This window comes from Streptomyces sp. NPDC058637 (assembly GCF_042717325.1).
Classification (GTDB): Bacteria; Actinomycetota; Actinomycetes; order Streptomycetales; family Streptomycetaceae; genus Streptomyces.
The window spans coordinates 78,611-90,781 of the sequence record NZ_JBHXRD010000020.1 but is presented as its reverse complement, the minus strand read 5'-3'; the positions used below and the strand labels follow the sequence as shown (position 1 = coordinate 90,781).

The 12,171-nt window shown below is 71.5% G+C and carries 12 protein-coding genes and 1 pseudogene; 10 read left to right on the top strand and 3 right to left on the bottom strand.

Annotation, left to right across the window (positions count from 1 at the left end; genetic code table 11):
* The first annotated feature begins 159 nt into the window (after window positions 1–159).
* Together ACFWVP_RS21300 and ACFWVP_RS21295 are read left to right on the top strand one after the other, a co-directional pair.
* Window positions 160–990: a DeoR/GlpR family DNA-binding transcription regulator gene (locus ACFWVP_RS21300; RefSeq protein WP_384498743.1), complete on the top strand. Its 831-nt coding sequence runs from the start codon at window positions 160–162 to the stop codon at window positions 988–990.
* 296 nt (window positions 991–1,286) lie between these two features.
* Window positions 1,287–1,721 carry an SRPBCC family protein gene (locus tag ACFWVP_RS21295; RefSeq protein WP_384498741.1) on the top strand — a complete coding sequence of 145 codons (435 nt, stop codon included), beginning with the start codon at window positions 1,287–1,289 and terminating at the stop codon, window positions 1,719–1,721.
* A gap of 33 nt (window positions 1,722–1,754) precedes the next feature.
* Here the strand turns inward: ACFWVP_RS21295 and ACFWVP_RS21290 are convergent, their stop codons facing one another.
* Window positions 1,755–2,888 carry a PLP-dependent cysteine synthase family protein gene (locus ACFWVP_RS21290; protein ID WP_384498739.1) on the bottom strand — a complete coding sequence of 378 codons (1,134 nt, stop codon included), beginning with the start codon at window positions 2,886–2,888 and terminating at the stop codon, window positions 1,755–1,757.
* 229 nt (window positions 2,889–3,117) lie between these two features.
* Between ACFWVP_RS21290 and ACFWVP_RS21285 the strand changes: the two genes are divergently transcribed.
* The 4 genes from ACFWVP_RS21285 to ACFWVP_RS21270 all read left to right on the top strand — a co-directional run bounded on the left by ACFWVP_RS21285 (window position 3,118) and on the right by ACFWVP_RS21270 (window position 5,712).
* A complete protein-coding gene (locus ACFWVP_RS21285) occupies window positions 3,118–3,435 on the top strand; it encodes a hypothetical protein (protein WP_384498737.1) in 318 nt (105 codons plus the stop codon).
* Between the two features lie 217 nt (window positions 3,436–3,652).
* The gene (locus ACFWVP_RS21280) at window positions 3,653–4,177 is read left to right on the top strand and encodes an ATP-binding protein (protein ID WP_384498735.1); all 525 of its coding nucleotides are present in this window, start codon (window positions 3,653–3,655) and stop codon (window positions 4,175–4,177) included.
* A gap of 367 nt (window positions 4,178–4,544) precedes the next feature.
* Entirely contained in the window at window positions 4,545–5,114 is a 570-nt protein-coding gene (locus ACFWVP_RS21275) for a TetR/AcrR family transcriptional regulator (RefSeq protein WP_384498733.1), read from the top strand.
* A 10-nt stretch (window positions 5,115–5,124) separates the two neighbouring features.
* Window positions 5,125–5,712: a DUF4865 family protein gene (locus ACFWVP_RS21270; protein WP_384498731.1), complete on the top strand. Its 588-nt coding sequence runs from the start codon at window positions 5,125–5,127 to the stop codon at window positions 5,710–5,712.
* A gap of 52 nt (window positions 5,713–5,764) precedes the next feature.
* On the opposite strand, the gene ACFWVP_RS21265 is transcribed toward ACFWVP_RS21270, so the two are convergent.
* Entirely contained in the window at window positions 5,765–6,979 is a 1,215-nt protein-coding gene (locus ACFWVP_RS21265; RefSeq protein WP_384498729.1) for an ROK family protein, read from the bottom strand.
* 122 nt (window positions 6,980–7,101) lie between these two features.
* Between ACFWVP_RS21265 and ACFWVP_RS21260 the strand changes: the two genes are divergently transcribed.
* The 3 genes and pseudogenes from ACFWVP_RS21260 to ACFWVP_RS21250 form a co-directional block, all read left to right on the top strand.
* The gene (locus tag ACFWVP_RS21260) at window positions 7,102–8,328 is read left to right on the top strand and encodes an MFS transporter (RefSeq protein WP_384498727.1); all 1,227 of its coding nucleotides are present in this window, start codon (window positions 7,102–7,104) and stop codon (window positions 8,326–8,328) included.
* Window positions 8,329–8,407: 79 nt separating this feature from the next.
* Entirely contained in the window at window positions 8,408–8,773 is a 366-nt protein-coding gene (locus ACFWVP_RS21255; RefSeq protein ID WP_384498725.1) for an SCO4225 family membrane protein, read from the top strand.
* Window positions 8,774–8,807: 34 nt separating this feature from the next.
* A pseudogene (locus ACFWVP_RS21250) lies at window positions 8,808–9,044 on the top strand (deazaflavin-dependent nitroreductase); the annotation flags it as partial.
* A 261-nt stretch (window positions 9,045–9,305) separates the two neighbouring features.
* Here ACFWVP_RS21250 and ACFWVP_RS21245 read toward each other — a convergent pair.
* Window positions 9,306–10,523, bottom strand: a complete 1,218-nt coding sequence (locus ACFWVP_RS21245) for a geranylgeranyl reductase family protein (RefSeq protein WP_384498723.1) — start codon at window positions 10,521–10,523, stop codon at window positions 9,306–9,308.
* A 195-nt stretch (window positions 10,524–10,718) separates the two neighbouring features.
* Between ACFWVP_RS21245 and ACFWVP_RS21240 the strand changes: the two genes are divergently transcribed.
* Window positions 10,719–12,083: a dipeptidase gene (locus tag ACFWVP_RS21240; RefSeq protein WP_384498721.1), complete on the top strand. Its 1,365-nt coding sequence runs from the start codon at window positions 10,719–10,721 to the stop codon at window positions 12,081–12,083.
* The last annotated feature ends 88 nt before the right edge of the window (window positions 12,084–12,171 follow it).

Sequence of the window (12,171 nt, the reverse complement as noted above, 5' to 3'; positions counted from 1 at the left end):
GCAGTCACCACCATCCCGGACGGAGGGTGTCCGCCGCACCGCTCTCACCGAATCTCCCCAGTGACGCGGCCTGTAGGGGTGCGTGGCAGGATGAGGGCGTCCCGCAGGCCGCTGCCGGACGGTGTGGACGGGTGGACAGAGGGAAGGGCCGGGTCGGCTTTGAGCGAGAACCAGAACCTGCTCGCGGAGCAGCGGCGCGCGCTCATTCTCGACGAGGTGCGCAAGCGCGGCGGGGTCCGCGTCAACGAGCTGACCCGCAAGCTGAGCGTCTCCGACATGACCATCCGCCGGGACCTGGACGCGCTGGCGCGTCAGGGTGTCATCGAGAAGGTGCACGGCGGGGCCGTCCCGGTGGTCGAGGCGAGTACGCACGAGCCGGGGTTCGAGGCGAAGTCGACGCTGGAGCTCAGTGCCAAGGAGGACATCGCGCGGGCGGCGGCGGCGATGGCGGTGCCCGGCAGCGCGATCGCGCTCTCCGGCGGTACGACCACGTTCGCGCTGGCCCGGCATCTGCTGGAGGTACCGGCGCTGACCGTGGTGACGAATTCGGTGCGGGTCGCCGATGTGTTCCACGACGCGCAGCGGCCGACGGCGGCGGGCGGTTCGCGGGCCGGGGCGGCCACGGTGGTGCTGACCGGCGGGATCCGTACGCCTTCGGACTCGCTCGTGGGGCCGGTCGCGGACCGGGCCATCGACTCGCTCCACTTCGACGTGCTGTTCCTCGGGGTGCACGGCATCTCGGTCGAGGCGGGTCTCTCGACGCCGAACCTCGCGGAGGCCGAGACGAACCGCCGCCTCGTCCGGGCCGCGCGGCGGGTCGTGGTGGTCGCCGACCACACCAAGTGGGGCACGGTGGGCCTGAGTTCCTTCGCGACGCTCGACGAGGTGGACAGCTTCGTCACGGACGCGGGCCTGCCGGACGGTGCACGCCGGGAGATCGAGGAACATCTGCCGGGCCTGGTCGTGGCGGGCGGATCTCCGGACGCCTGAGGCTGTCCCGTAATCCCTGGCGGACCCGCGCGCGGCGTCGGATGCGGTGAATCGCAACACGGAGGGACGTCCCCGTACCGGATGTACGCGGGCTTCCGGCAACGCGGCGAGGTGCCGTGGCTGTCGTCGTGCGCCCGCGTCGACTGGACAGTCCTTCGGGCCTCTCGGTGCCGGATCGACCTCGTCGGTCCGGATGCCGGGATCGTGGGTCGCCATGATCCGGACGAGGGGAACGTGCGGCCCCGCACGTTCCGCTCCGCACCCCGAGGGAGCGGTGGACGTCCTAGGATCGGGGTGTGGCCGTCTTCCGGATCGAGCGTTTCACTCCCCTCCCCGCCGCCGAGACCTGGCGCCGGGTGACCGATTGGGAGCGGCATGGCGGGACCGTCCCGTTCACCTCGGTCACCGTCCCGACGGGTCCGCCCACCCGCACCGGGACGGTCTTCGTGGCCCGTACGGGTCTCGGCCCGTTGGGCTTCGACGATCCGATGGAGGTCGTGCGGTGGACCCCGCCGGCGGGCGGCCGGGCCGGACTGTGCGAGCTGGAGAAGCGCGGCCCCGTGGTGCGGGGCCGGGCCTCGATCGATGTCCGCCCGACGGGTGCGGGGTCGCATGTGATCTGGGTCGAGGAGCTGCGCGTACGGCTGCTGCCCCGCTGGGGCGATCCCCTGCTCTCGGCCGCGGGCCGCAGGCTCTTCGGCCGCGTGCTCGACACCCTGCTCGACGACTGACCCACGACCGCCGTGCGGACGTCGGGCGGGCGGTCAGGCGGTCCAGGTGCCCGTGGCCAGGAAGCGGTCGATCGTCTCCGTGTACGGCCCGATGTCGAGGCCCTGCTCGCTCAGCCAGCTGTCCGAGTAGTACTTGTCGAGGTAGCGGTCGCCCGGGTCGCAGAGCAGCGTGACGACGCTGCCGGTGCTGCCCCGCTCCACCATCTCGGCCACCAGCTTGAACGCGCTCCACAGCCCGGTACCCGTCGAGCCGCCCGCCTTGCGGCCGAGGACGCGCTCCAGCACGCGGACGGCGGCGACGGTGGCCGCGTCCGGCACCTTCATCATCCGGTCGATGGCACCGGGCACGAAGCTCGGCTCCATCCTGGGCCGGCCGATGCCTTCGATGCGTGAGCCGCAGTCACTGGTGGCCAGCGGGTCATGCCTGGTCCAGCCGTCGAAGAAACAGGAGTTCTCCGGGTCGGGTACGCAGATCCGGGTGTCGTGCTGCATGTAGCGGACGTAGCGCCCGATGGTCGCCGAGGTGCCGCCCGTGCCGGCCGTGGCGACGATCCAGGCGGGCTCCGGGTACCTCTCCAGTCTCAGCTGCTGGTAGATGGATTCCGCGATGTTGTTGTTGCCGCGCCAGTCGGTGGCCCGCTCCGCGTAGGTGAACTGGTCCATGTAGTGGCCGCCGGTCTCGGCGGCGAGGGCGGCGGACTCCTCGTACAGCCTGCGGGAGTCGTCCACGAAGTGGCACTGTCCGCCGTGGAATTCGATCAGCCGGCACTTCTCGGGACTGGTGGTGCGGGGCATCACCGCGATGAACGGGACACCGATCATTTTCGCGAAGTACGCCTCCGAGACGGCGGTCGAGCCGCTCGACGCCTCGATGACCGGCTTGCCCCGGCGGATCCAGCCGTTGCACAGCCCGTAGAGGAAGAGCGAACGGGCCAGCCGGTGTTTGAGGCTGCCGGTGGGGTGCGTCGACTCGTCCTTGAGGTAGAGGTCGATGCCCCACTGTTCGGGCAGCGGGAAGCGCAGGAGGTGGGTGTCGGCGGAGCGGTTCGCGTCCGCCTGGACCTTGCGTACCGCCTCTTTCAGCCAGGTCCGGTAGTCCGGATCGCTGCGGTCGGTGTCCGCCGTCTCCACGACCCCGCCGTCACCTCGGTGCTCACTGGCGTCCATCAGGGATCTCCTTGTCGTGACGGCGGTACTCGGTGGCCTCCACGATATTCCCCCCACCTGCACAAACGATCGCTTTGATGGCCCATAGCCCTGCCTTTGCACAGTTGCCCGGTGGGTGTGCGACCGGCGCGGCGGCCCGGCGGATACCGTCCCGATGTGGTCTGGTGCAAGCGCCCCTGTCCGGGGCAGACTTCTCAGTAGAAGCCGGGACAAGGGGGGTGAAGTCGCCATGGCCGAGACAGAGTTCAGCGCGACGGATGTCAGGATCGAACGATGGGCCCGTTCCCTCACCAGGGCCGGCCAGGTGATCGTCAAGGACGGTCGGCTGGCCCTGCTGACCAGTAACGGCCGGGAGATCGACAGTGCGCCGGTGACCTCGGTGCGCGCGGGCAAGCGGTGGTTCCTGGCGGCCGACTCCGCGGTCGCGCGGATCAACGGGGTGCGCTACCGGCTGACGATGGGGCAGCGCAACCGCAGGCCGGGCGGGGCGGCCCCGGTCCGCAGGTTCCTGGAGGCGCTGCGGGGGGCGGGCGGGCGGCGGACCTGACGCAACGGTTGCGTACGGGCACCGCGAGTTGCGGAGCCCAACCCCCTGGGTCACGCTGGTCCCACGTCACTGATGGTGAACCGGCGGTGACAGCGCAAGCCGCTCCGCCGGGCCCACACAGGGCGGACCACGCATCACCAGACCAGAAACAGCAGTCAGCCATCTGCTGGATCCGTCCCTTCGTCTTCTTCCGGACCTATTTCGGGGAGTCGCAGCCGTGATCAGCGAGCCAAGCAGGCACTGCGCGGTGGAGCTCCAGGCCCTGCCGTCGCGGATCGGTCAGGTCCGCAGAATCATCTCGGCGCAATTGCGCTACTGGCATCTCGATCCTCTGATCGACCAGGCAGCGCTCGGCGTCACCGAACTGCTGACCAATGTCCACCGGCATGCACAGCCGGACAAATCGTGCACCGTCGAGATCGAGCTGCTGCTCGACCGCCTGACAATCTCCGTCCACGACCACGACCCCCGGCTGCCGACCATGTGCGATGCCGATTCCTCCGCCACTTCGGGGCGCGGAATGGCACTGATCGCGGCTGTCAGCGAGAGCTGGGGCGTACGACCGAGCGACGACACGGGGAAGATCGTCTGGTTCACCCTTCCCGCTCCTTCCCTCGCCACCGCTCTGCATCCCCTCCCGGTGTACGGGTCGATGACCGATGGTCCGTTCGGTTCCGGGCCCGGAATCCTCATGGAGCCCACGGCAGCGGCGACGCGTGCCCGGTCGGCCGTCGTCGGCTGACCGGGGTGGCACCGCGGCCCTCACGCGGATCATGAGGGAGCGCGCCGGTCACTCGTGACCGGCGCGCTCCCTCGCCCCGCGTCCCGGTGCGGTGGGCGCGGTCAGACCGGACCGTCCTTGCCGAAGCGGCCGTAGGGCTCGTCGAGGACGGAGAGCCTGCGCCGGTACTCGTCCTCATCGCGCCGGCCACGAACCGCCCGCCCAGTACGCCAGGGTGTCCATCTCGGTGAACTCCTCGGTGGGGGGTTCGGCCACGAGTTCCTGTCGCTTACGAGCCTGTCTCCGGGAGGGGGCCCTGGCTTCGCCCGGCACCTGCTCCCCGGCGGACACCCTCACTTCTGTACCTACTGGTATGTACAGTGCCCGCATGAGCACTCCGGACCGTCTGATCGAGGCAACCCAGGAGCTCCTCTGGGAGCGCGGCTACGTGGGTACGAGCCCCAAGGCCATCCAGCGGCTGGCCGGCGCGGGCCAGGGCAGCATGTACCACCACTTCACGGGCAAGCCCGATCTGGCCCTGGCCGCCGTCCTGCGCACGTCCGCACAGCTCCGCGCGACGGCCGGTGACCTGCTGGACGGTCCAGGCTCCGCGTACGAGCGGCTGTGCGCCTATCTGCTGCGCGAGCGCGAAGTGCTGCGGGGCTGCCCGGTGGGACGGCTGACCATGGACCCGGAGGTCGTGGCGAGCGATCAGCTGCGCGCTCCGGTGGACGAGACGATCGGCTGGCTCCGTGGGCGGATCGCCGAGATCGTCCAGGAGGGCCTGGACAGGGGCGAGTTCGCACCCGGCATCGCGCCCGCCGCGATCGCGTCCACCGTGGTGGCCACGGTTCAGGGCGGCTACGTCCTGGCCCGCGCCTCCGGCTCGGCCGCCGCCTTCGACTCGGCGGTCGAAGGACTGCTCTCCCTGCTCTCCCCTCGCACCCCGTCCGCCTGAGGAGTACGCCATGCACGTCATGCAGTACGAGATCACGCTGCCCGCCGACTACGACATGAAGATCATCCGTGAGCGGGTCGCCACCAGGGGCCATCTCCTGGACGACTTCCCCGGCCTCGGGCTGAAGGCGTACCTGATCCGCGAACGGGGCGCGGCGTCACCGGTCAACCAGTACGCCCCGCTGTACCTGTGGTCGGCCGCGGAGGGCATGAACACGTTTCTCCGGGGACCCGGATTCCAGGGCATCGTGGACGACTTCGGGCGACCCGAGGTGCAGCACTGGTCGGGCCTCGCCCATCTGGAGGGCCCGGCTTCCGGAGCCGTTCCCCGTACCGCCGTCCGCCGCCGTGAACGGATCGCGGACACGGTCCGGCCGGCCGAGGCGATGGAGGCCGCGCTGGAGGCGAACCGCCGGCTCGCCGCCGCCCCGGGAGCCGTGGCCTCGGCACTGGCCGTCGACCCGCGCCACTGGGAGCTCTTGCACTTCACGCTCTGGGAGGACGAGCCCGACGGGACCGCCGGCGAACGCTACGAGGTGCTGCGCCTCTCGGCGCCGGAGCGTGCCGCGCTGAGCGCGGACGGGCAGGGAGTGAGGTGAGGCCCGGCCGGTGCGGCCCGGGGTGACGCCCGGTCCGCACCGCCGGCGCGGGTCAGGCGAGGGCGGCCAAGGGGTCGTCGAGCACGGGCTGCCAGGCCAGTTCGGCGGCGCCCACCAGGCTGTTGTGGTCCAGGGTGCAGGACAGGATCGGCACACTCCCGCTACGGCCCCACAGGCTGCGGTCGGCCACCACCGCGCGGAGCCGCTCGGGGTCGGCCTCCAGGAGATCGCGGTGCAGGCCGCCGAGGATGATGCGGTCCGGGTTGAGGATGTTGACCAGCCCGGCCAGGCCCAGGCCCAGGCGGTCGATCAGCTCCTCCGCGGCGGCGCGCACACACGGGTCGTCGTACTCCGTGCGCAGCAGGTCGCCGGACTGCTTGAGGAGTGATTCCTCGGGGCCGGGTTCGCGGTGCGCGGCGGTGAGGAAGGCCAGGGGGTCCGTCTCGACGTCCAGGCAGCCGCGTCCGCCGCAGTGGCAGGGGCGGCCCTCGGGATTGACCGTGAGATGGCCCACTTCCAGGGCGAGGCCCGAACTCCCGCTGTGCAGACGACCGTCCAGGACGAGGGCGCCGCCCACGCCCCGGTGGCCGGTGGCCACACAGAGCAGGTGCTGGGCACCGCGCCCCGCCCCGTGCCGGTGCTCGGCGAGGGCGGCCAGATTGACGTCGTTGCCGGTGAACGCCGGTCCGGAGATACCGGCCGCGCGTACGCAGGCGGAGAAGATCTCCCGGACGGGAGCACCCGGCGGCCAGGCGAGGTGCATCGGGTTGAGGGCGGTGCCCTCCGGTTCGGCGACCGCCGAGGGGACGGCCAGCCCGGCGCCGACGCAGCGCAGCCCGCTGTCGCGCAGCAGTTGGGCGCCGGCTTCGACGACCTCGCCGAGGACCTGTGCGGGGTCGGCCATGACGGCGACGCAGCCGGGCGCGGTGGCCACGATCCCGCCCCCGAGCCCGACCAGCGCGGCGCGGAAGCCGTCGGCGTGCACCTGGGCGGCCAGGGCGACCGGACCGCGGTCCCTGACGGACAGCCGGTGCGAGGGGCGGCCCTGCGAGCCTGCCGCCGAACCCGGGCTGGAGTCGACCCTGATGAGTCCGAGGGCTTCCAGCTCCGCGGCCACCGCACCGGCGGTGGCCCGTGTGACACCGAGTTCGGACGTCAGTACGGCGCGCGTGGGCGCGCGGCCTGTGTGGACCAGCTCCAGGGCGGGCCCGAGCGCGCTGCGGCCCCTCTCCAACTTCGTCCGCGTGGTGGTCGACTTGCCGTTCATGGGGGCGAGTCTCCCATGATCCGGAGCCGCCGCCGACGCTCCGGGGTCCCGCACCGTTCACCGGCACGTCATCGGGGGCAGCCGTCTTGCGTACGTCGTCCGCGCGCCCCTATGCTGAGTTTGTGCCGCAACTAAACAAACTGCGGACGGCCCTATCGGGGGAATCCGGCGGAGACACCGCCCCACCCTCGTCGGCCCGCCTCCGTACCGCGCTGACCATATTCTTCGCCCTCGACGGGTTCCTCTTCGCCGGCTGGGTGGTCCGTATCCCGGCCATCAAGCACCAGACCGGGGCGACCGCCTCCACCCTGGGGCTCGCCCTGCTGGGCGTGTCGGCGGGCGCGGTGATCACCATGATGCTCACCGGCCGGCTCTGCCGTCGCTTCGGGAGCCACGCCGTCACCGTGGTCTGCGGCGTGCTGCTGCCGCTGAGCATCGCCCTTCCCGCCCAGACGCATTCGGCGCTCTCCCTCGGTCTCGTCCTTCTGCTGTTCGGCGCCGCGTACGGGGGCATGAACGTGGCGGCGAACAGCGCCGCCGTCGATCTGGTCACGGCGCTGCGCCGCCCCGTGATGCCGAGCTTCCACGCCGCGTTCAGCCTGGGCGGCATGACGGGAGCCGGACTCGGCGGGCTGGTCGCGGGCAGCCTCTCCGCCTCGACCCACCTCTTCGCGCTGGCCGGTATCGGACTGGTCGTCACCGCGGTCACCGGCCCCGTACTCCTGCGCCACAGCTCGGCGCCCGGTGCCGCCGCCGGCCGGGAGCCGGTGCAGACACCGGCGCATCCGCGGCGGATGAGCAGCCGGGCCCGCCGGATCGTGATCCTGTTCGGCGTCATCGCCCTCTGCACCGCGTACGGCGAGGGCGCGCTCGCGGAGTGGGGCGCGCTCCACCTCACGCAGGACCTGCACGCCGATCCCGGTCTCGCCGCCGCGGGCTATTCCCTGTTCGCCCTGACCATGGCGATCGGCAGGCTCACGGGTACCACGCTCCTCGAACGGTTCGGGCAGACCCGCACGCTCGTGGCGGGCGGGGTCACGGCGGCGGCGGGCATGCTGTTCGGGGCGCTCGCACCGACCGTCTGGCTCGCCCTGCTCGGCTTCGCCGTGGCCGGTCTGGGCCTGGCCAACATCTTCCCCGTCGCCGTCGGCCGGGCCGGGGCGCTGGCCGGCCCGAGCGGAGTGGCCGCGGCGTCGACGCTCGGCTACGGCGGGATGCTGCTGGGGCCGCCGGTGATCGGCTTCATGGCCGACTGGTTCTCCCTGCCGGTGGCCCTCACCACCGTGGCCGCGCTCGCCGCGACCGCGGCCGTACTGGGCTACGGCGCGCGGAACGTTGCGCACACCTGAGCGATTGAGTAGCCGTACTCAGGCACCGGCCGCTTCCCGGGCGCACGATGGAAGCATCAACGACCACGGGGAGCGGGACATGAGTCATCAGATGATGAACAAGCGGCTGCGTACGACGGCGCGGCTGACCTTCGGCAACGCGGCTTCGCGGATCTACCTCGGGCTCGTCCTGGCGGCCGTCGTGTTCGTCGCGGTGGACACGCTGTTCGTGGCTCACGACGACGCCTCGTTCGCCGGGGTCTGGGTGTTCTTCCTCGCGGCACCGACCGTGTTCCTCTTCCTCGTCGGCGGTTCCATGGCCGGTGCGGAGTCGGGCGGACCCGCCTGGTTCGTCTATCTCGCACTGATCGTGTCCGTACTGGCGCAGGCCTGCGCGCTTGGCTGGTTCGCCCGCCTGGTACGCCGCGCGGGCCGCGAGCACTCCGCCCACCCGCAGGGCGCCTGACCCTCCGGGTCGCGCCCGCGGCCGGTTTTCCGGACGGGCGGCGGGCGGTACCAGGATCCGCCGAGTGACCGGGGTGCGGGGGCGTGCCGCGTTCACCGCGCGGGAGATCGCGGACGACGAGCAGAAGATGCTGATCGTCCGCGCCTACCTCGACCGCTGGGGCTGGGAGGTCAACCAGTACTTCCAGGGTGTCACCGCGAAGTCCACCGACGCGGAACTCCTGGCGGCCTGCCCCGACCACCCGGTCTTCCGGGTCAGCATCGAGAGCTGACCACGTTCAGGAGACCGGCAGTCGCAGCGGCCCCACGGGCCCAACGACCTCAGTCAACGACCCCGACAGCGGACAGCCTCGGTACTCCGTGAACCTCGACAGGTGCGGCAGCCCCGGGAGGCCCGACGGCTGCAGAGGTCCCGGAGCTCCGACGCCCCCGAGACCGCAGCATTCCGGAGACCTCAGCGATCCCTCCCGGCCGCACCAGCCCCACCTACCCCGACTCCACCGGTCCGAGCAGTCCCGACAGCCCCACCGGTCCTAGCGATCCATCGCCGACAGCGCACGCTGCGCCAGCGGATGCGTACGCACCAGCTCGGCCAGGGACGTCGTCCCCCGGGTGATCCCGGCGAACGCGCTCCAGGCCGGGCGGAAACCCGTCAGCACCGCGTGCAGGATCCCGGGGCGCCGCTCGAACAGCTTGAGCATGCGCCGGCCGACACCCATTTCGACGCCCAGCCCTGCCTTGATGGCGAACGCGTAGTTGAGTGCCTGCCGCCGGGCGTCCACCGCGTCGTGCGATTCGGCGATCCGGACCGCCCACTCACCGGCGAGCCGGCCCGAACGCAGGGCGAAGGAGATGCCTTCCCTGGTCCACGGCTCCAGCAGTCCGGCCGCGTCGCCGCAGACCACCACGCGACCGCGGGAGAGCGGGGAGTCCTCGCTGCGGCAGCGCGTCAGATGGCCGGAGGAGATCGTCGGCTCGAACCCGGCGAGGCCCAGCCGGCCGATGAAGTCCTCCAGGTAGCGCTTCGTCCCCGCACCGTCGCCACGCGCCGCGATCACTCCGACGGTCAGCGTGTCGCCCTTGGGGAAGACCCAGCCGTAACTCCCGGGCAGCGGACCCCAGTCGATGAGCACCCGCCCCGCCCAGTCCTCGGCCACCGTCGCCGGTACCGGGATCTCGGCCTCCAGACCGAGGTCCACCTGGTCGAGCTTCACCCCGACATGGGCTCCTATGCGCCCCGCGCTGCCGTCCGCGCCGACGACGGCCCGTGCCAGAACCGTCTCGCCGTCGGCCAGAACCACCGCGACCGTACGCCGGTCCGGCACGGCGGGTCCGTGCTGCTCGACCCGTGCCACCGCGGCACCGGTGCGCAGCTCGGCGCCCGCCTTCTGCGCCTCCTCGACCAGACCGGCGTCGAACTCCGGACGGTTGATCAGCCCGAAGAGCATGCGCTTGGATTTGCGCGTGCGGGACAGCTTCCCGTTGAGCGAGAAGGTGACGGCGTGGATGCGGTCCTTCAGGGGCAGTTCGAACCCGGGAGGCAGTGAGTCCCGCGAGAACCCGATGATGCCGCCGCCACAGGTCTTGTAGCGGGGAATCTCCGCCTTCTCCAGCAACAGCACCCGGCGGCCCGCGACGGCCGCCGCGTATGCCGCGGAAGCTCCCGCCGGACCCGCGCCGACCACGACGACGTCCCATACCGACGACGACTCTTCCGGCTCACGTCCGGCGTCTGCGTTCTCGCTGCTCACGATGTGCTTCTGCTCCCGATCCCGACCAGTGGCCCCAGTTGCTCACGGCATCCTACGGCGCGTTGCGGCCGAGCCCCGCTGTGGGAGGATCAGCCATGTTTTCGTCATACATGCGACGCCGCGTGCACGGCGTCGCCGACGGTCGCGTACACACCGCGCCATAGTCCTAACGTCGCACCCACGAGGAGCGTGCCCATGACCGCCCGTCCGATTTCCGAGACCATTGCCTCGCTGATGCCCCGCGCGAAGGCGGAGCTGACCGAGTTGGTGGCCTTCCGGTCGGTGGCGGACCCCGCGCAGTTCCCGAAGAGCGAGTGCGAGGCGGCGGCCGACTGGGTCGCCGACGCGCTGCGCGCCGAGGACTTCCAGGACGTCGCCCTGCTCGACACCCCCGACGGAACCCGGTCGGTGTACGGCTTCCTGCCCGGCCCGGCCGGTGCGCCGACCGTACTGCTCTACGCGCACTACGACGTGCAGCCGCCGCTGGACGAGTCCGCCTGGCTCTCCCCGCCGTTCGAGCTGACCGAGCGCGACGGCCGCTGGTTCGGCCGGGGCGCGGCGGACTGCAAGGGCGGCTTCATCATGCACCTGCTGGCGCTGCGTGCTCTCAAGGCGAACGGCGGCGTCCCGGTCTCCGTCAAGGTGATCGCGGAGGGCTCCGAGGAGCAGGGGACGGGCGGCCTGGAACAGTACGCCGAGGCGCACCCGGAGCTGCTCGCGGCCGACACGGTCGTCATCGGCGACACCGGTAACTTCCGGGTCGGCCTGCCCACCGTCACCGCGACGCTGCGGGGCATGACGATGCTGCGGGTGCGGTTGGACACCCTCGAAGGAAACCTGCACTCCGGGCAGTTCGGCGGCGCGGCCCCGGACGCGCTGGCCGCGATGATCCAGCTGCTGGCGTCGCTGCGGGCCGAGGACGGCACGACGACGGTCGACGGGCTCACGACGGACACCGAGTGGGACGGACTGCAGTACCCGGAGGGCGAGTTCCGCAAGGACGCCAAGGTGCTGGACGGTGTGGAGCTGATCGGTAGCGGGTCCGTGGCCGACCGCATCTGGGCGCGGCCCGCGGTGACCGTCATCGGGATCGACTGCCCGCCGGTGGTCGGTGCCACTCCGTCGCTGCAGGCGAGCGCGCGGGCGCAGATCAGCCTCCGGGTACCGCCGGGCCAGGACGCCGCCGAGGCGACGAAGCTGCTGACCGCCCATCTCCGGTCGCACGCCCCGTGGGGCGCCCGGGTGTCGGTCGAACAGGTCGGCCAGGGCCAGCCGTTCCGCGCCGACATCACCAGCCCCGCGTACACGTCGATGGCCGAGGCCATGCGGGTCGCCTATCCGGGCGAGGAGATGCAGTCCTCCGGCATGGGCGGCTCGATCCCGCTCTGCAACACCTTGGCCGGGCTGTACCCGGAGGCGGAGATCCTGCTGATCGGTCTGAGCGAGCCCGAGGCGCAGATCCACGCGGTGAACGAGAGTGTGTCCCCCGAGGAGCTGGAGCGCCTCTCCGTCACCGAGGCGCTGTTCCTGCGGAACTACGCGGAGTCCAAGAAGGTCTGAGGCCCACTGCCGCGCCGCCGGGTGCCGGGCGGATGTCGCCCGGGGCTGATCTCCGGGCGACGTCCGCCTGCTCGTGCGTACGTTCGCG